The sequence below is a fragment of the Pseudomonas sp. MF5691 genome (assembly GCF_016405645.1).
Classification (GTDB): Bacteria; Pseudomonadota; Gammaproteobacteria; order Pseudomonadales; family Pseudomonadaceae; genus Aquipseudomonas; species Aquipseudomonas shahriarae.
In genome coordinates, this window is the sequence record NZ_JAEKDC010000006.1 from 293,672 (window position 1) to 312,238 (window position 18,567).

General features: G+C 60.6%; 13 protein-coding genes. 9 read left to right on the forward strand and 4 right to left on the reverse strand.

The features are described from left to right. Positions 1–2: 2 nt before the first annotated feature. Positions 3–704 (reverse strand): response regulator transcription factor, encoded by a 702-nt coding sequence (locus JFT44_RS12050; protein ID WP_057436665.1) that lies wholly within the window; start codon positions 702–704, stop codon positions 3–5. 198 nt (positions 705–902) lie between these two features. Here JFT44_RS12050 and JFT44_RS12055 point away from each other — a divergent pair, with 198 nt between their 5' ends. From JFT44_RS12055 to JFT44_RS12070, 4 genes are all read left to right on the forward strand, one after another. Next, positions 903–2,060 (forward strand): efflux RND transporter periplasmic adaptor subunit, encoded by a 1,158-nt coding sequence (locus JFT44_RS12055; protein ID WP_057959446.1) that lies wholly within the window; start codon positions 903–905, stop codon positions 2,058–2,060. 18 nt (positions 2,061–2,078) lie between these two features. Continuing rightward, entirely contained in the window at positions 2,079–5,171 is a 3,093-nt protein-coding gene (locus JFT44_RS12060; protein ID WP_170044953.1) for an efflux RND transporter permease subunit, read from the forward strand. Positions 5,172–5,251: 80 nt separating this feature from the next. After that, positions 5,252–5,893, forward strand: a complete 642-nt coding sequence (locus JFT44_RS12065; protein WP_057436955.1) for a DUF1345 domain-containing protein — start codon at positions 5,252–5,254, stop codon at positions 5,891–5,893. A 260-nt stretch (positions 5,894–6,153) separates the two neighbouring features. Beyond that, positions 6,154–6,615: a hypothetical protein gene (locus JFT44_RS12070; protein ID WP_198830714.1), complete on the forward strand. Its 462-nt coding sequence runs from the start codon at positions 6,154–6,156 to the stop codon at positions 6,613–6,615. A 65-nt stretch (positions 6,616–6,680) separates the two neighbouring features. On the opposite strand, the gene JFT44_RS12075 is transcribed toward JFT44_RS12070, so the two are convergent. From JFT44_RS12075 to JFT44_RS12085, 3 genes are all read right to left on the reverse strand, one after another. Then, positions 6,681–8,945 (reverse strand): autotransporter outer membrane beta-barrel domain-containing protein, encoded by a 2,265-nt coding sequence (locus JFT44_RS12075; protein WP_170044954.1) that lies wholly within the window; start codon positions 8,943–8,945, stop codon positions 6,681–6,683. A 288-nt stretch (positions 8,946–9,233) separates the two neighbouring features. Continuing rightward, positions 9,234–11,225, reverse strand: coding sequence for a hypothetical protein (locus JFT44_RS12080; RefSeq protein WP_169960348.1), 1,992 nt, complete (start codon positions 11,223–11,225; stop codon positions 9,234–9,236). Positions 11,226–11,450: 225 nt separating this feature from the next. Next, complete coding sequence (locus tag JFT44_RS12085) at positions 11,451–12,698, reverse strand: hypothetical protein (RefSeq protein WP_057959441.1); 1,248 nt, start codon at positions 12,696–12,698, stop codon at positions 11,451–11,453. 257 nt (positions 12,699–12,955) lie between these two features. On the opposite strand from JFT44_RS12085, the gene JFT44_RS12090 reads away from it, so the two are divergent. The 5 genes from JFT44_RS12090 (at position 12,956) to JFT44_RS12110 (ending at position 18,092) form a co-directional block, all read left to right on the forward strand. After that, the gene (locus JFT44_RS12090) at positions 12,956–13,975 is read left to right on the forward strand and encodes a LacI family DNA-binding transcriptional regulator (protein WP_115128282.1); all 1,020 of its coding nucleotides are present in this window, start codon (positions 12,956–12,958) and stop codon (positions 13,973–13,975) included. 64 nt (positions 13,976–14,039) lie between these two features. Next, entirely contained in the window at positions 14,040–14,822 is a 783-nt protein-coding gene (locus JFT44_RS12095) for a sugar phosphate isomerase/epimerase (RefSeq protein ID WP_198830715.1), read from the forward strand. Then, complete coding sequence (locus tag JFT44_RS12100) at positions 14,815–15,759, forward strand: sugar kinase (protein ID WP_198830716.1); 945 nt, start codon at positions 14,815–14,817, stop codon at positions 15,757–15,759. The genes JFT44_RS12095 and JFT44_RS12100 overlap by 8 nt, the downstream gene beginning before the upstream one ends. Before the next feature lie 57 nt (positions 15,760–15,816). Further along, on the forward strand, positions 15,817–17,115 hold the full coding sequence (locus JFT44_RS12105; RefSeq protein WP_057959438.1) for an MFS transporter: 1,299 nt from the start codon (positions 15,817–15,819) through the stop codon (positions 17,113–17,115). Beyond that, positions 17,115–18,092 (forward strand): D-glycerate dehydrogenase, encoded by a 978-nt coding sequence (locus tag JFT44_RS12110; RefSeq protein WP_170059194.1) that lies wholly within the window; start codon positions 17,115–17,117, stop codon positions 18,090–18,092. Before JFT44_RS12105 ends, JFT44_RS12110 begins: the two co-directional genes overlap by 1 nt. Positions 18,093–18,567 lie beyond the last annotated feature (475 nt).

Here is an 18,567-nt window from a genome sequence, read left to right on the forward strand (position 1 = left end):
TGTCAGCATTCCCACTCGGAGCGGCTGAACAGGTAGCCTTTGCCCCATACCGTCTTGATCTTGCGCGCCTCGCCGGCATGGTCGTCGAACTTGCGGCGCAGCTTGGAGATGGCCACATCCACCGAGCGGTCGGTGCCGTTGAACTCGATGCCCCGCAGGCGCTGCAGGATCTGGTCGCGACTGAGTACTTCGCCGGCATGCCGGGCCAGCACCACCAACAGGTTGTATTCGCCGCTGGACAGCTCCACCGTCTGCTCGCGCCAAGTCACGGCGCGTTCCGACAGGTCAATGCACAGGTTGCCCATCAGGATCTGGTCGTTGGCCGCCTGTGGCTCGCTGAGGCTGCTGCGGCGCAGCAGGGTGCGCACCCGGGCCAGCAGCACCCGTGGCTCGCAGGGTTTGGTCACGTAGTCGTCGGCGCCCATTTCCAGGCCCAGCACCTGGTCATGGCTGTCATCGCGGGCGGTGAGCATCAGGATCGGCAGGCCGGCCGAATCGGCGCGCAGCAGGCGGCAGACTTGCAGGCCATCGAGGCCGGGCAGCATCAGGTCGAGGATCACCAGGTCTGGTGGGTTGAGCCTCGCCCGTTCGCGCACATGGTCGCCACGGCTGAGCACATTGACGTGATAGCCATTGCGCTCAAGGTAACTGGCAATCAGCTCGGACAGCGCGGCGTCGTCTTCGACCAGGAGGATGTTGGGCATGGTGTTTCCAAATAATACAGTTTCACATTAGATCGTCATTGATCAGAAGAGCTTGTTAGGATCCACAGCCGTGAAGGATATACGCACGCGCCTCGGCGTGCGCCGTACCTTACATTTCTTCACAGACCACCTACACAGCTTCACAGCACCGAGTCGGGGGCGCCCGTAGGATGCGCCAGTCAATATTGGGATAAGAGCATGTCAAAGAATCTGTTTGCGCCGTTTTGCCTGCTGGCACTGACCCTGGCCCTGGGTGCGTGTGGCAACTCCGCAGGCGACACCCCCGAAATGCCCCTGGCCAAGGTGCGGATCGAAACCCTCGAAGCCAAGCCCCTGTCCATCAGCAGCGAGCTGAGTGGGCGGATCGTCGCACCGCGCATCGCCGAAGTGCGCGCCCGGGTTGCGGGCGTGGTGCTTCAACGGGTGTTCAAGGAAGGCCATGACGTCAAACAGGGCGACGTGCTGTTCCGTATTGACCCGGCGCCGTTCAAGGCCGACCTCGACAGCGCCCAGGCCAGCCTGCGCAAGGCCGAGGCCAATGCCTTCCAGGCGCGCCTGCAAGAGCAGCGCTACAGCCAGTTGGTCGAAGGCAATGCCATCAGCGCCCAGGACTACGACAACGCCCGCGCCGCCGCCCGGCAAACCGCCGCGGATGTCGCGGCCAACCAGGCAGCGGTGCAACGCGCCAAGCTCAACCTTGGCTATGCCACCGTGACCGCGCCGATCTCCGGGCGTATCGGCCGCGCGCTGGTGACCGAAGGCGCCCTGGTGGGACAGAACGAAGCCACGCCCATGGCGCTGATCCAGCAACTGGACCCGATCCACGCCGACCTGACCCAATCCACCCGCGAACTCAATGACCTGCGCCGCGCTTTCCGCGCCGGGCATTTGAAGCAAGTGGGCCAGGACCAGGCCAAGGCCACGCTGATCCAGGATGACGGCAGCCTCTACCCGCTGCCGGGCAAGTTGCTGTTCGCGGAGATTTCCGTAGACCCCGGTACCGGGCAGATCATCCTGCGCAGCGAATTCCCCAACCCGGACCTCGACCTGTTGCCCGGCAGCTTTATCCGCGTACGCCTGGAGCAAGCGGTCGACCAGCAAGGCCTGAGCGTGCCGCAGCGCGCAATCACCCGTGACAGCGCCGGCATCCCCATGGTGTTGCTCGTGGACGCCGAGCAGAACGTCAGCCAGCAGCCGGTGGAGTTGGGCGCGGCGATCAATGATCGCTGGGTGGTCAACAGCGGCCTGAAGGCCGGGGACCGCATCATCGTCGAAGGCTTGCAACACGCACGCCCCGGCGAAAAAGTAGAAGTGGATGCCAGCGTCGCGCCTGTCGCCCAGGCAGCCGGCCAGTAATCAAAGGGATCAGAGACAATGCCGCAGTTCTTTATTGACCGCCCGATCTTCGCCTGGGTGGTCGCCCTGTTTATCCTGCTGGCCGGCGCCCTCGCCATCCCGCAGTTGCCGGTGGCGCAGTACCCCAACGTCGCGCCGCCGAAAGTGGAAATCTACGCGGTGTACCCGGGCGCTTCGGCGCAAACCCTGGATGAAAGCGTGGTCAGCCTGATCGAGCAGGAGCTCAACGGCGCCGACCACCTGCTGTATTTCGAATCCCAGAGCAGCCTCGGCTCGGCCACCATCACCGCGACCTTCCAGCCGGGCACCGACCCGGAAATGGCCCAGGTCGATGTGCAGAACCGCCTCAAGGCCGTGGAGCCGCGCCTGCCGCAAGCTGTGACCCAGCAGGGCTTGCAGGTGGAGAAGGTGTCCGCCGGCTTCCTGCTGCTGGTGACTTTGACCTCCAGCGACGGCAAGCTCGACGACGTGGCGCTCAGCGATTACCTGGCGCGCAACGTGATGAACGAGCTCAAGCGCCTCGACGGCGTGGGCAAGGCCCAGCTGTACGGCGCCGAGCGCGCGATGCGGATCTGGATCGACCCGCAGAAGCTCATCGGTTTCAACCTGACCCCGGCCGACGTCAATGCGGCGATTACCGCGCAGAACGCCCAGGTCTCGGCCGGCAGCATCGGTGATCTGCCGGGCACCAATACCCAGGAAATCACCGCGTCGATTCTGGTCAAGGGCCAGCTCTCCACGCCGGCCGAGTTTGCCGACATTGTGCTCAAGGCCAACCCGGACGGTTCCACCGTGCGTATTGGTGATGTGGCGCGGGTCGAGATCGGCAGCCAGGAATACCAGTTCTCCACGCGCCTGAACGGCAAGCCCTCCACCGCCGTCAGCGTGCAACTGTCGCCCGGCGCCAATGCCTTGAGCACCGCGACCCTGGTGCGGGCAAAGATGGATGAGCTGTCGCGCTACTTCCCGGCCAATGTCGAGTACAAGATCCCTTACGACACCTCGCCGTTCGTCAAGGTCTCGATCACCAAGGTGATCTACACCCTGCTGGAGGCGATGGCGCTGGTGTTTGCGGTGATGTTCCTGTTCCTGCAAAACATCCGCTACACCCTGATCCCGACGCTGGTGGTGCCGATTGCACTGATGGGCACCTTCGCCACCATGCTGTTGCTGGGTTTCTCGATCAACGTGCTGACCATGTTCGGCATGGTGCTGGCCATCGGCATCCTGGTGGACGATGCGATTGTGGTGGTGGAGAACGTCGAGCGGATCATGGTGACTGAGGGCCTGTCGCCCAAGGAAGCCACACGTAAGGCCATGGGCCAGATTACCGGGGCGATCATCGGCATTACCCTGGTGCTGGTGGCGGTGTTCCTGCCGATGGCCTTTATGCCGGGTTCGGTGGGGGTGATCTACCAGCAGTTCTCGCTGTCGATGGCCACCTCGATCCTGTTCTCGGCGTTTCTCGCCCTGTCCTTGACCCCGGCCCTGTGCGCCACGTTGCTCAAGCCGATTGCCAAGGGCGAGCACCATACCAAGGGTGGGTTCTTCGGCTGGTTCAACCGGCGCTTTGAACAACTGACCGACCGCTACGAAGGCTGGGTTGCCTATGCCCTCAAGCGCAGCGGCCGCTACCTGCTGATCTACCTGGTCCTGCTGGTGGGCATGGGCTTCCTGTTCAGCCGCCTGCCCGCCTCGTTCCTGCCGGTGGAAGACCAGGGCTACACCATCACCGATATCCAGTTGCCGCCGGGCGCGAGCAAGAACCGTACGGTGCTGGTGGCCGAGCAGATCGAGGCGCATAACGCCACCGAGCCGGGCGTTGGTGATACGACGATGATCATGGGGTTCAGCTTCTCCGGTTCCGGGCAGAACGCGGCGCTGGCGTTTACCACGCTCAAGGATTGGTCCGAGCGCAGCAGCGATGATTCGGCGGCCTCGATTGCCGATCGCGCCAACATGGCCTTTACCGAACTCAAGGATGCGATGGCCTATGCCGTGCTGCCACCACCGGTGGATGGCCTGGGCACCTCCAGCGGCTTTGAGTTCCGCTTGCAGGACCGGGGCGGCGTCGGCCATGCCGCGTTGATGGCAGCCCGTACCGAACTGCTGGCGGCTGCGGAAAAAAGCCCGATCCTGGCCAATGTGCGCGAAAGTGCCCTGGCCGAGGCGCCGCAAGTGCAGTTGGAGGTGGACCGCAAGCGGGCCAATGCCCTGGGCGTGTCGTTTGCCGATGTGGGCAATATCCTGTCCTCGGCCGTTGGCTCGGCCTACATCAACGACTTCCCCAACCAGGGCCGCATGCAGCGCGTGGTAGTACAGGCCGAAGGCGACCAGCGCAGCCAGGTCGAAGACCTGATGAAGATCCATGTGCGCAACAACGCCGGGAAGATGGTGCCGCTGTCGGCATTTGTCGAAGCGCGCTGGGTCCAGGGCCCGGCGCAGTTGACCCGTTACAACGGTTACCCGGCCATCGCTATTTCGGGTGAAGCCTCACCCGGTCATAGCACCGGCGAGGCGATGGAAGAAATCCAGCGTCTGGTCAGCCAATTGCCAGCCGGCCTGGGCCAGGAATGGACCGGGTTGTCCTTGCAGGAGCGCTTGTCAGGCTCCCAGGCGCCGCTGCTGTTGATGCTGTCGCTGCTGGTGGTGTTCCTGTGCCTGGCGGCGCTGTATGAGAGCTGGTCGATCCCCACTTCGGTGCTGCTGGTGGTGCCGTTGGGCGTGTTGGGCGCGGTCATGGCGGTGTCGCTGCGCGGCATGCCCAACGACGTGTTCTTCAAGGTCGGCTTGATCACGATCATCGGGCTGTCGGCGAAAAACGCGATCCTGATCATCGAGTTCGCCAAGGACCTGTATGACCAGGGCGAAGACCTGATTGACGCGACATTGAAGGCCGCACGCTTGCGTCTGCGACCGATCATCATGACTTCGCTGGCGTTCATTCTGGGCGTGGTGCCGTTGGCGATTGCCACCGGCGCCAGTTCGGCGAGCCAGCAGGCGATTGGGACCGGGGTGATTGGCGGCATGATCACGGCGACACTGGCGGTGGTGTTTGTGCCGGTGTTCTTTGTGGTCGTCATGAAACTGGTGCGCAAACGCAAAGATTGATCAGCCCCCTGCAGGAGCCGGCAAGCCGGCTCCTGCAGGAATAGGCTATGGTGCTCAAACATCCCGCATTTGTGAGCACTATGCCCTTCCTCGCCCGAACCCACCCTCGCCTGTCCGCTGCCGCCGTCCTGGGCCTGGCAATCGGCATCCTGGCGCCCTTCGATTCAATCCTCAGCAAAATCCTGATCGGCTGGAACGTCGGGGTCTGGACCTACCTGGTGCTGATGCTGCGCCTGACCATCCGTGCCAAGGCCGAGGACGTCAAGCGCATCGCCGAGGTCGAGGATGAAAACGCCGGCCTGGTGTTATTTATGGTGTGTATTGCGGCGATAGCCAGCCTGGCGACGATTGCCGTTGGCCTGGCCGGCAGCAAGGACCTGGGCACTGCCGAACGCCTGCTGCATTACGGTTTTACCGGGGTGACGGTGATTGGTTCGTGGCTGCTGATCGGGGTGATTTTCAGCGTGCACTATGCTCGCCTGTATTACACCTGGGAGGGCAAGGCGCCGGCGTTGCGCTTTGCCGAGGGGCTGCTGACCCCCAACTACTGGGACTTTCTGTATTTCTCCTTCACCATCGGCGTCGCCGTGCAGACCTCGGATGTGGGAGTGGCTACCCGCGCCATGCGCAAAGTGGTACTGGGGCAGTCGCTGATCGGGTTTCTGTTCAATACGGCGATATTGGGGTTCTCGATCAATATTGCGGCGGGGCTTTTTGCTTGAAGTTGCATCGGGCTTAGAACTAAAGCGTATTAATGGCAGGTTATTAGACTGTCATTCCTCACAGTAGAAAATCCCGTGCAAAGGCGTCTGATGCTTTCAGGCCAGGTGCCGAGTCAGGCCACGCATCACTCATGAGTCGCTGCCTTCGTATACTGTTAGTTCTGACAGTTTACAGCCCACGCGCACTGCTATTTCATGACTCGAACAGAGCCCTCGAAACCTCTGTTATTCGCACAATCATCAGCGATGGAGAAGCGATCATGAGCGTACAAGCGCAACAGTTGTCCCCTGCGCAACAAAAAGCACTGTACCCCAAGGCCCTCAGCGCCACCGGTACATTCGACGCATTTATCGATACGATATCGGTCCACTTTCAGACTTTGGCCCTGGTGCATGACCATGACGCGGCCATCTACCGCCTTCTAGCACGACATGCTGATAATGCAGTCACCGTGGAAAAAATCACGATTGAACTGCCCGACACCATTCGCAATGGGCAGGTATTAGAGCTGGATAAGTGGCAGTCCAATAAGTTCAATGTCTGGTATGCCGTCAAGTCGCCTACGATTCATTACGTCGTGCGCTGCTCCTCAGGAACGTTGATCATTAACAACCTGGAAGCCGGCATCATCAAAATCAGCGGCACGCTGAATGGCACCACCGATGAAGATGTCAACGGGAACCCACACACACTGGAAGTCGGTTTCGACGTAACCAGTTGATCGATTATGCAAGCGCAAAAAAACGCCCGTATCTTTCGATACGGGCGTTAATAAGCGTCAAGTCTTTACCAACTGTAGCGCACACCTACGTTGGCGCCCCATGGCTGCTCGACCCGGCCACCGCTGCTGTGCTCTAGGTCGGCGTGCAGTTGCAGGTTTTGCGACAACTTAACTGCGACGCCCGCACCGAACTCGGCGCGTGAACCCGATAGGTCGTTGTTGAACTCATGGTTGTTCACCGCGACCTTATTGTTGTTGGCAAACTCATGCACCATCGCCGCCCGCAGGTAAGGCTGGAGTACGCTGCCACTGTCGAGCTGGATGTCACGCCCCACCGTCGCACCGGCCTTGGCCATGATCGAGCGGGTGCGCTCGCCATCGGCGTGCAGGCCATTTTTCATGTTGTAGTTGGCGCCCTGGATCACCACGGTGGACAGCTGGGCATACGGCTCGACGAAGTAACCGTCGTCCAGCTTGATATTGCGACCGAACTCTGCCGACAGGCCACCGCCGGTGTTGGCGTACTTGCCCTTGGACTTGGTGCCGTCACTCAAGCCGACCTTGGACTCGTTATGGAAACGGTTGAGCTTGGCCACGGCGTCGAAATACAGACCGCTCTCTTCATCCAGCCAGGTTGCGTAAGCACCCACGTAGTAGCTCTTCACTGTGCCCGACGTACCGCGCTTTAGGTTCAAGCCCGAAGTACTATGGCCGGCCATCACACCCACCAGCCACTGGCTGTCGGCCAACGGCGTGTCAGCACCCAGGGTAAAGCCCTGCTGGTTCTGGTTGTAGCCAACCCCGGTGCTCTCGGCCACCTTGTACTTGTTGCCATAACCACGCATCCACACACCCGCCTGACCAGGCTCGAAACGCAGCTCGCCCATGCGCGTACGCAGGGAAGTCGCCTCGCCGTACCAGACCGTGGGGGCGGTATTGAACAACGCCATGACCGAGCGAGTAGCCGGGCTGATCACGCGGTTGTTCGGGTCGAGGAACCAATCGGTGCCATCCTTTTTCAGACCATAGGAATAGGCACCCACGTCGACGACATCGCCCGCCAGTGAGAACTGCGCGTCACCCCCGCCGGTATGCACGATACGAATCGCTTCGGGGTTGACCGGCTCTGTACCGCTGGCTGCGAGCAACAGGCTGTGACTGCCGTTGGCTTCGCCGCTGATGTTCAGGAAGTCCGTGATGCCGTTGGCAAAATCGGTACCCATGACGAAGGTGCCGTTGCCGTCGAGACTGTCCAGGTCCAACTGATAAAACGCATCGGTGTGGCCGAATATCACCGTACCGTCCACCAGGTTCAAGGCACCCACCTGGCTGTCGGCGGTCAACTCCCAGTACGACCCATTGCCTACGTTCAAGCTGGTGACATTCTGCAACTGGCCTTTGAGCCCGGAGCTGTTTTCCAGGTTCAAATGTGCCGTGCTGCCATCTTCGACAATGACGTCGCCTTTCAACCGGCTGCTATCGACATTCATGCTCGCCTGGGCACCGCCGTTGACTTCCAGCAGCACGCCATTGCCACCAGTCAGGGTTGAGCCGTTGCGCACGTCGATTTCAACTTCCATCTCCTCGCCAGGGTGACCTTCCACGACAATGGCCGAGCCGTTGCGCCCTTCGACGCTGGAGTTATCCAGCACCAGTTTGCCGGCATCGCTGCTGCCAGCTTCGTTGGTAAACAACACGCCATTCTTGCCGCCGATGATGCTGCTTTGGCTGGCAGTCGCGGTTGCACCGTCGAGCCACACGCCATCACTATCGGCGCCGGTGCCTTCGACCACAGTGTTCTGATTGAAGTGCAACTCAGCATTGCCCGTGGCTATTGCCCCGCTCTTTTCCCCCCGGATGATGCTGTTGAACACCTGGGCAATGCCGCCCTTGTCGGAATTGAAACTCTGGTACGCCTGCAAACCGAAAGTTGTGTGGCTGATGATGGCACTGTTGCGAATGATGGCCGCACTGTCATCCAGGCGCACCGCCCCCCATATCGAGTGGTTGGATTCAACAGTGGCGCCGTCAACGTTGACGGTGGAGCCCTGCGTCGCACGGATATCTTCGATCCGGCTGCCAGTATTGACATTCAACGTCGAGTCGTTGGCCAGGATATTTCCGGCGCGAGCACCGTTGACGGTCAGCTCGGACTTATGATCCAACTGCCAATCATTTTTCATCTCATGGGGGCCAATGGTCCTTGACTCACCGATCAGTTGATCCGCTTGGACGCTGGTGTGCATCGCTGCAAGCAGAAGCACGCTAATGGCTGGAACATGCATCATCTTGCTCAAGGGCTTGAGCTCGAATCTGGTAGGTAATGACATCGGGGGTTCACTCTCTGGGTAGCGCCTGTAAAAACGGCTTGGCTCGTTCCCGCGGAATGAAGCCTCACCTGTAAGGCGCAGAGGTTACGTAGTGAACGTACTGATGACTGTAGGACTAATCCGAGCAAAGCTTAGGTATAGGCACCGCAGTGGCATGGAAAACTGCACAACTGGCAAACTGATCCGTCCACAAGCCGTAGTCCATTGCTACCAGATGCACAAAAGGGAAGCCATGCTTCCCTTTTGTGCTTTCAGCAGTTTGTAGACGTGGAGGCGTTGATTCGTAGGTTAAGCAGATATGCCATCACAGAAAGAGTCAGGGTTGGAGAATATCGTGAATACTTCGGCCAACCGCCCGCGACCGATGCCTCCACCCGCCACGTTCGTGGTGTAGGTGACCTCGCAAGGGCCGAACGGCGCTTGAGCCAGGAATGGACGGTAAATGATATCGACATAAAAACCGTTGGCCACATCGGCAGCGGTCAAGGGCGCAGTTGTAATAGGCTCTACAAAGGGGCCCGGTGGGAGCTGTGGGTACTGGTTGGTGATAGTGACCGTAACCTCCACAGTATTGCCCACTACCAGCCTGACATCGCCCGGAATGAAAAGCATGGCAGCCAGGACCGGCGGCGAGCCAGGCATCCGTTGTACCAGCGACTGACAGGTCCATTCGCCAGCTATGAGATTCTCATACCTTGCCGGCGCCAGTTCCACCGTCACGGCATCGATCACATTGACCGTGGTAAGGGGCGACGGGTTCTCATTGATAGTGCCGGGGCCAATGACAGAATAGCTGACAGGCTGCAGATTGTTCCCGTGGCGGGCAACCACCGCCCAGGGAATGATAAACCTCGCGTCCTCGCCAGGAACCGTAGTGCTTAAAGGGAAAGGCCCGACACGCTCTTTGGAGGCGCCCCAATACAAGTAAAACTGATTGCCTGGGTGAGGCAGTGCCGCAATGGTCCAGAGTCGAATCACAATAGTCACAGGTCGGTCCGCATCGCCAATGCGCAGGGTATTCAACTCCTGTGAGTCCTCGCCAAACACTTGTGCCGGGTTCAGCCCAGGGTTCATATCGCCTGGTTCCAGTGTGCCCGGCAGTACAGGCCCCTCTACCGACAAGTCGAGCCGGACGTTTTTAGCGGGTGAGAGGAAGAACACACCGTTGCGATCAGTCCGGTAACGCACGCTTACCGCCTGAGGACCTAGCGTCGCGGTATAGGCGGCCTTGATCGCATCATTCATATTACTGAAAACTACCGGGAAGCCCGTGAGTTCAGTGGTTTGCGGGCCAAAGGGCTGGCTTTCCCATTGCGTCTCGAACTTGTCCAGTCCTGTAGCGAAATTAAGATACTGTTCGATATGGAGATTAATGCCCAGCACAAAGTCCGCAATGCTGAGCAAATCATCAGTGCTACCGTCACGTGGGGACGGTGCAAGCGGTAGGAATGGCTCCAATAGTACGGGGTCGGTCAGTAACGAGACCGTGCGAAACTCATTGAACGATGGGCGACTGATATTCCCTGCCCGGTCAACCATGGTGTAGAAAAAATAATAAAGCCCACTCAAGATGATCTGGCTGGCGGGCAGGAAGAAGGTGCTGTTGTCGGGTGGTGGTAGCAGAGGCACACCTGGGCCGCTCACCAGATACTCTGGTCGTGGGTCCATTACCGGGCTGAAGTAAACGTTAGCTATGTCCCCCGCTTCGAATCGCCCAGGCTGGGGACTGAAGGTGTTGCGGGGGATAACAATCTCCACGCCGCCATGATTTATCAGGAACGCATTGTCGATAATGGTCCCCGCTGGCGCATTAGCCAGCATCGGAACGGTGGGTTGTTCACGTGACGACGCTACAGCGTAGGGCGCAATCAGATCGACGCGAAACGCGGCAGGGTTGGACTCGTCCCGCGCAGCACCTGGTGCGCCATTGGAATTGCGGTATTGCACGACTTTGATCTCATAAAAGCCATGCGGGAACTCAAACTCGGGAGACGGCGCCGGAATGTATCTATCGATGATTGCAGGCACGGGGTCCAAGTTGATCTGGAATGGTTCCAGAAAGGGCCGCCAAGTGGGCACCGGATCGGTGGTTGTGCGAATTTGAATACCCAGCCAGTCGGTCGGTACCGAGATCCGCCCGGTTCGACACTCCACGGTGATACCCGCACGAGCAACGGACGCTGGAATAAGACCCGTTGCATTATCCAGTGCCTCGGCAATCGTGGGCGCATCAATAACCAAAGGTTCGGATGTAATGGTGACGTCAGGGGTGCTGCTCATATCAGTCTCTCCTTAGTACTTAATGTAGGCATCGCACAAACACTCATGAAGTGGCCGGACGGCCATCGCCCCGCTGCTTGAGTGACTGCCAGGTGACTGAAATCGCAGCAACACTCTTCCCAGCCGTATGACATGCGGCCAAACAAACCAACTTTGGATTTACCCGTCAGAAGTTCAGTGAAACGTACGCGGTGTTCCAACACTCATGACGCAAAGCACTCGCAATCAGGGTTCTGGGCCATTGCCGTCAATCCAGCAGTAGATGGGGTTTGGCGGGGGGGGCGAGGTATTCACTACCCGATCGAACGGCACATACCTAGAAGCAGACCGGCCAATGATCACGCCTCCCCTGGACACCGTGTAATGAGCTTCTCCTCCGGCGTTTTTTTTCAGGGGCCGAATCAAGCGCTCGACATCGAGTATCCAGAAGGCATAGCCGGACGCATCGCTGACCTCATCCCAGTAATGCGTGAGGGTTTCCACGATATTGGGGTCTGGATTGACATCCGGGTACAGCCCGTACCCCTGGAACCGCAGCGTAATCAGATCACCAGAACGGATGTCCGCGTGAGGGGCTATGAACACCTCGACACCGAACCAGATCGGAGGCTGGGTGCTGCAGGTCAAGTAGCCGTTAGGATGCAACTCCGATTGCGGGAAACGGGGCCGAGGGTAGTTGGAGGGCGGAAGGTCGGTTTGCAGCCTGACTTGCGCCACCAGTGAAAACATCGGATTGATGTTGCCGGCACGGTCTTGCAGGCGATAGAAGCAGAAGATCCAGAGCGCCCCCGGAAAACGACGAAACACCTCGCTGGGCACGTCCACGAATATGCGGCCGGTGGCGCTGGCCAACGGTGCAGAAACCAGGGTCGGCGCGCCGGTTGGCAAGATATTCATGTCTGAAAAATACATCGGCACCTGATCACCGACCTCACGCCCCAAATATCCCTGCGGGATTTCCATGGGCACCAGGGGGTTGGCGACCAGGTAGGCCTCGGTAATCGGATCAATAGGGAAAATGGCCGGTGGCAGCAACGCACCGCCACCGGGCGCATCGCGGTCGATCCTGATCGTCACAACCTCAGAGCTATCGACGCTGGGGCTGTTCGGCGTGCCGTTATGGATGCGAAACGTCAGATCAATAATTGCACTGTTCAGCAAAAATGCCTGGGGTATCTGCATCGGGTAGGGAAAGTCGGCGGCCGTCATCGGGTTAGGCAGCAACACCGGTGGCGTGTCGACCGGGCGGGCACCGCGGACGCTCCACTCGAACACCACATATTGGTCTCTGCCCGGACCCGGTAGAAACGCCCAGGGAGTGGGAATCAAAAGCTGTAGATCAGAGAAGTAAAATTGCACCGGCACCAACCCATCAGGCAGCGCGTCGACGACGATGGGCGCGTCAATCGCCAGGCTGCCTCCTGGGCCTTGGGGGCCATTCGCGCTCGATTGGCCAGCATTGTGGGTGCTCATCCAAACCTCCCTCTACACGCCTATGCATCACCTGATCACGGCGCTTGCGGCTCTGTTGGGGCAATTGAACACCTCCTGTGGTACTGCGGATACTGTCAGAACTAACAGGTGCGCTCGCCGCTCGTCGGTTTGAGCGGCCTGACTTCATACCGATCCCAACAAATATTTTCTTGACGAGAGTGGCTGACTGGTGTTTTCTGAAACCGGTTTCAATGCCCAGCGCACTGCCACCTCACACTAATAAGAAAGGCCCCGCCGTGACTTCATTCTCCGCCGCCCAGCGCAGCCGCGTGACCATGCTTGATGTAGCCCAGCGCGCCGGCGTATCCAAGGCCAGCGTGTCGCGCTTTATCGGCGACGACCGCGCCCTGCTGTCCGACGCCATCGCCCAACGTATCGAACAGGCTATTGATGACCTGGGCTACCGCCCCAACCAGATGGCCCGTGGCCTGAAACGTGGACGCACGCGCCTGATCGGCATGCTGGTAGCGGATATCCGCAACCCCTATTCGATTGCCGTGATGCATGGCGTGGAAACCGCCTGCCGACAGCACGGCTACAGCCTGGTGGTGTGCAACACCGACCGCGATGACGAGCAGGAGCGCCAGCACCTGGCGGCGTTGCGCGCCTATAACATCGAAGGCCTGATCGTGAATACCCTGGGCCATCACCGCGACCAGTTACTCGAGCTGCAACGGGAAATGCCCCTGGTGCTGGTGGACCGTAAGGTCGAGGCGCTGCACAGCGACCTGGTGGGCCTGGATAACCCACTGGCCGTGGGCATGGCCCTGGATCACCTGGAGCAACAGGGCTATCGGGATATTTTGCTGATCAGCGAGGCCGCCGATGGCACCAGCTCGCGGATTGAGCGCATGGACAGTTTCCAGGCCCAGATCAGCCGTCGCAAAAAAATGCACGGCGCTGTACTGGAGATAGACCTTGACCTGCCCCAGCGTTTGCAGACGTTTCTGGGCGCAGGCCAAGCCGGGCCTAAAGCCTTGTTCTGTGCCAACGGCATTGCCGCGCTGGCCTGTAGCAAAGCCCTGCGCGAGTTGGGTTGCCGATTGTTCGAGGACGTTGGCTTGATCGCTCTGGATGACCTGGAGTGGTACCCACTGGTAGGCAGCGGCATCACCGCCCTGGCCCAGCCGACCGAAGCCATTGGCGCCAGCGCTTTTGAGTGCTTGCTCAAGCGGTTGCGCGGCGATACCTCGGCGACCCGTTCCCTGGATTTTTCCCCGCAACTGATCGTGCGAGGCTCAACCCAACCCGTGTAGGCATAACCGCCTGCACGGGCATTTTTTTATCTACAAATGAAACCGGTTTCAGAGATCAATAAAAATGCATAAATATCCCGTTTCCATCAGCCTTTCCAGCTACGGCGCCGACCTGGTTCGCCAGCGCGGCCAGTTGAGTTTCGTCGAGCTGCTGGCCGCTGCCGGGGCCAGGCGTATTGAATGGCGTGAAGAACTGCTGACCAGCGAACAACCCGGCGAACTGGCCCAGGCCGCCGCTGCGCAAGATCTGGAGTGTGTGTTTTCGTCGCCCCTGGAGCTGTGGGTCGCCGGGCGTGCCCAAGCCAATTCGGAGCTGGCCGCCACCCTCGACCGGGCCCAGGCGTTCGGTGCGCGCTGGTTGAAGGTTTCGCTGGGTCACTTCACCGACACCAACGACCTGCACAGCCTCAGCGCCCTGCTCAACCGCCACCCGGTGCGCTTGCTGGTGGAGAACGACCAGACCCTGCACGGCGGGCGCATCGAGCCGATGCAACGCTTCTTCGATGAAGCCGAGCGCCTGGCGGTGCCGGTGAAAATGACCTTCGATATCGGCAACTGGCACTGGCAAGACCAGTCCGCACGTACCGCCGCACGCTTGCTGGGCCGGCATGTGGATTACCTGCATTGCAAGGCCGTGGCCCGCCGCGCCGACGGCAAGTTGGTAGCTCTGCCTCCCGGCAGCGCCGACCTGCATCTATGGGAACAATTGCTGCAGCTGATGCCCCAAGGTATCAGCCGCGCGGTGGAATTCCCGCTGCAAGGCGACGACTTGGTGGCGGTCACCGCCGAGCAGGTCGCCGCCCTCGCCCACCTTGGCCAACCGCGTGTGGAGAATGCCCATGTCTGAGATCGATATCCTCTCGTTCGGCGAAACCATGGCGATGTTTGTCGCCGAACAAACCGGCGACCTGGCCCAGGTCGGCCACTTCGAAAAGCGCATCGCCGGGGCCGACAGTAACGTGGCGATCGGGTTGTCACGCCTGGGCTTCAACGTCGCCTGGCTGAGCCGGGTCGGTCATGACTCATTGGGGCGGTTTGTGGTCGCGGCCCTGGAGCGTGAAGGCCTGAATTGCCGGCATGTGGCGGTGGATCCCGCGCACCCCACCGGCTTTCAGCTCAAGTCCCGGGAAGAGAGCGGCGACGATCCCCAGGTCGAGTATTTCCGGCGTAGCTCGGCGGCCAGTCACTTGTCCAGCGCCGCAATCACTCCAGAATTGCTAACGGCGCGCCATCTGCACGCCACCGGGATTCCGCCGGCGCTGTCGGACGCCACCGCCGAACTGTCGCGCGAGTTGATGAGTCAGATGCGCGCGGCCGGCCGCAGTGTGTCCTTTGACCCGAACCTGCGCCCTTCGCTATGGCCCAGCGAGCAAAAAATGATCCGCGAAGTCAACGCCCTGGCCGGCCTGGCGCATTGGGTATTGCCGGGCCTGAGTGAAGGTCGGCTGCTGACCGGTTTCGAAGATCCCGGGGATATTGCCGCCTTCTACCTCGACCTGGGCGTGGAAGCCGTAGCCATCAAGCTCGGCCCCCACGGTGCCTACTACCGCAGCCAACTGGACCAGGGCTTTGTCGCCGCCGTGCCGGTGGCCAAGGTGGTGGATACGGTGGGGGCCGGCGACGGCTTTGCGGTGGGCCTGATCAGCGCCCTCCTGGAAAACCTCAGCCTGGCCCAGGCGGTACAGCGCGCCAACTGGATCGGCAGCCGCGCAGTACAGAGTCGCGGCGATATGGAAGGCCTGCCCCTGCGCGCCGACCTGCCCGCCTGGCAAAAAGCCGGCTGATCTGGACCGACAACCGTTACCTGTTGCCACAACTACAACAAGCTCAGGAGCAACCCCATGAACAACCTGAAACTCGCCACCCGCCGTTGGTGGTACATCATGCCCATCGTGTTTATCACCTACAGCCTGGCGTACCTGGACCGTGCCAACTACGGCTTCGCCGCCGCCTCCGGGATGGCCGAAGACCTGATGATCACCCCGGGCATGTCTTCGCTGCTCGGCGCGCTGTTCTTCCTCGGCTACTTTTTCTTCCAGGTACCGGGGGCGATCTATGCCCAGCGGCGTAGCGTGAAGAAACTGATTTTCGTCAGCCTGATCCTCTGGGGCGGGCTGGCGACCCTCACCGGCGTGGTGTCCAACGCCTATATGTTGATCGCCATCCGCTTTATGCTCGGGGTGGTCGAGGCCGCCGTGATGCCGGCGATGCTGGTGTACCTGTGCCACTGGTTTACCCGTGCCGAACGCTCGCGGGCCAACACCTTCCTGATCCTCGGCAACCCGGTGACCATGCTGTGGATGTCGGTGGTATCCGGCTACCTGGTACAGCATTACAGCTGGCGCTGGATGTTTATCATCGAAGGCCTGCCGGCGGTGTTCTGGGCCTTTATCTGGTGGCGCCTGGCCGATGAGCGCCCAGCCGATGCCAAGTGGCTGAGCGCTGGCGAGAAACACGACCTGGAAACCGCCCTGGCCGCCGAACAGGTCGGGCTCAAGGCTGTGAAGAACTATGCCGAAGCCTTCCGTTCGCCCAAGGTGATCATCCTCGCGCTGCAATTCTTTTGCTGGAGCATCGGCGTCTACGGCTTTGTGCTGTGGCTACCGTCGATCCTCAAGGCCGGCCTGAAAATGGACATGGTCGAAGCCGGCTGGTTGTCGGCGCTGCCCTACCTGGCGGCGGTGATCGGTATGCTCGTGGTGTCCTGGGGCTCGGACAAGCTGCAAAAGCGTAAGCGCTTTGTATGGCCACCGCTGCTGATCGCCTCCGTGGCGTTTTATGGTTCCTACTTGTTGGGGGCCGAGCATTTCTGGTGGTCCTACACCCTGCTGGTGATCGCCGGCGCCTGCATGTATGCGCCCTACGGGCCGTTTTTTGCCATCGTCCCGGAAATCCTCCCGGCCAACGTCGCCGGCGGCGCCATGGCCTTGATCAACAGCATGGGCGCCCTGGGTTCGTTTGGCGGCTCCTACCTGGTGGGCTATCTCAATAGCAGCACCGGCTCGCCCGGTGCGTCGTACCTGCTGATGAGCGGCGCGTTGCTGCTGTCGGTGGTGCTGACGATTTTCCTCAAGACCGGTGCCCGGGAGCCGTCCCCGGCAGCACCGTTGCACTCCCTGGATTTGAAGGTAAGAACCTGATGAAAAAGCATGTCGTGCTGTACAAGAAACTGTCCGCACCGTTGATGGCCCGTTTGCATGAAGCGGCCCAGGTGACCTTGATCGAATCCCTCGACCCCGCGGGCCTGGCGCAACTGCGTGAGGCACTGCCCAGTGCCCACGGCCTGCTGGGGGCCAGCTTGCGCCTGGATGCGCAACTGCTGGACCTGGCGCCGCGCCTGGAAGCCGTGGCCAGTGTTTCGGTGGGCGTCGATAACTACGACATCGACTACCTGACCCAACGCGGCATTTTGCTCAGCAACACCCCGGATGTACTCACCGAAACCACGGCCGATACCGGCTTTGCACTGATCCTCGCCACCGCCCGACGCGTGGTGGAGCTGGCCAATATGGTGCGCGCCGGCAACTGGAACCAGAACATCGGCCCCCTGCACTTTGGCAGCGATGTGCACGGCAAGACCCTGGGCATCATTGGCATGGGGCGCATTGGTGAAGCCCTGGCCCAGCGTGGGCACTTTGGCTTTGGCATGCCGGTGATTTACCACAGCCATTCGCCCAAACCTTTGGTGGAGCAGCGTTTCGGCGCGCGGTACTGCAGCTTGCCGGAGTTGCTGCAACACGCTGACTTTGTTTGCCTGACGTTGCCGTTGACTGCACAGACTCAGGGGTTGATTGGCGCCAAGGAATTCGCCCAGATGGGCCCGGAGACGATTTTCATCAATATCTCCCGGGGCAAGGTAGTGGATGAGGCGGCACTGATCGAAGCCCTGCAACAGCGCACGATCCGCGCGGCGGGGCTGGATGTGTTTGAGCGTGAGCCGTTGAACCACGACTCGCCGTTGCTGCGTTTGAACAACGTGGTGGCGACACCGCATATCGGCTCGGCCACCCACGAGACCCGTGAAGCGATGGCGCGGTGTGCGGTGGATAATCTGCTGGCGGCGTTGGCGGGCGAGCGGCCGAAAAACCTGGTCAATTCCAGCGTATGGAAAGCCTGACAGCCCGACCCAATGCCCGTGTGTCAGCCACCGAAAACAGTGACCGGACCACCGCTATCGCGGGCAAGCCCGCTCCCACAGGGATGTTCGGCGGGGCAGAAGTCTGGGCCACACCATCAATCAAATGTGGGAGCCTGACAGCCCGATCCAATGTCCGTGTGTCGGCCACCGAAAACAGTGACTGGACCACCGCTATCGCGGGCAAGCCCACTCCCACAGGGATGTTCGGCGGGGCAGAAGTCTGGGCCACACCATCAATCAAATGTGGGAGCCTGACAGCCCGACCCAACGCCCGTGTGTCGGCCACCGAAAACAGTGACCGGACCACCGCTATCGCGGGCAAGCCCGCTCCCACAGGGATGTTCGGCGGGGCAGAAGTCTGGGCCACACCATCAATCAAATGTGGGAGCCTGACAGCCCGACCCAACGCCCGTGTGTCGGCCACCGAAAACAGTGACCGGACCACCGCTATCGC

Coding starts and splice junctions, on each gene's coding strand:
- JFT44_RS12065 (WP_057436955.1), top strand. CDS start 5,252: ATGCCCTTCCTCGCCCGAACCCACCCTCGCCTGTCCGCTGCCGCCGTC.
- JFT44_RS12070 (WP_198830714.1), top strand. CDS start 6,154: ATGAGCGTACAAGCGCAACAGTTGTCCCCTGCGCAACAAAAAGCACTG.
- JFT44_RS12075 (WP_170044954.1), bottom strand. CDS start 8,945: ATGTCATTACCTACCAGATTCGAGCTCAAGCCCTTGAGCAAGATGATG.
- JFT44_RS12095 (WP_198830715.1), top strand. CDS start 14,040: ATGCATAAATATCCCGTTTCCATCAGCCTTTCCAGCTACGGCGCCGAC.
- JFT44_RS12100 (WP_198830716.1), top strand. CDS start 14,815: ATGTCTGAGATCGATATCCTCTCGTTCGGCGAAACCATGGCGATGTTT.
- JFT44_RS12055 (WP_057959446.1), top strand. CDS start 903: ATGTCAAAGAATCTGTTTGCGCCGTTTTGCCTGCTGGCACTGACCCTG.
- JFT44_RS12105 (WP_057959438.1), top strand. CDS start 15,817: ATGAACAACCTGAAACTCGCCACCCGCCGTTGGTGGTACATCATGCCC.
- JFT44_RS12085 (WP_057959441.1), bottom strand. CDS start 12,698: ATGAGCACCCACAATGCTGGCCAATCGAGCGCGAATGGCCCCCAAGGC.
- JFT44_RS12060 (WP_170044953.1), top strand. CDS start 2,079: ATGCCGCAGTTCTTTATTGACCGCCCGATCTTCGCCTGGGTGGTCGCC.
- JFT44_RS12050 (WP_057436665.1), bottom strand. CDS start 704: ATGCCCAACATCCTCCTGGTCGAAGACGACGCCGCGCTGTCCGAGCTG.
- JFT44_RS12080 (WP_169960348.1), bottom strand. CDS start 11,225: ATGAGCAGCACCCCTGACGTCACCATTACATCCGAACCTTTGGTTATT.
- JFT44_RS12110 (WP_170059194.1), top strand. CDS start 17,115: ATGAAAAAGCATGTCGTGCTGTACAAGAAACTGTCCGCACCGTTGATG.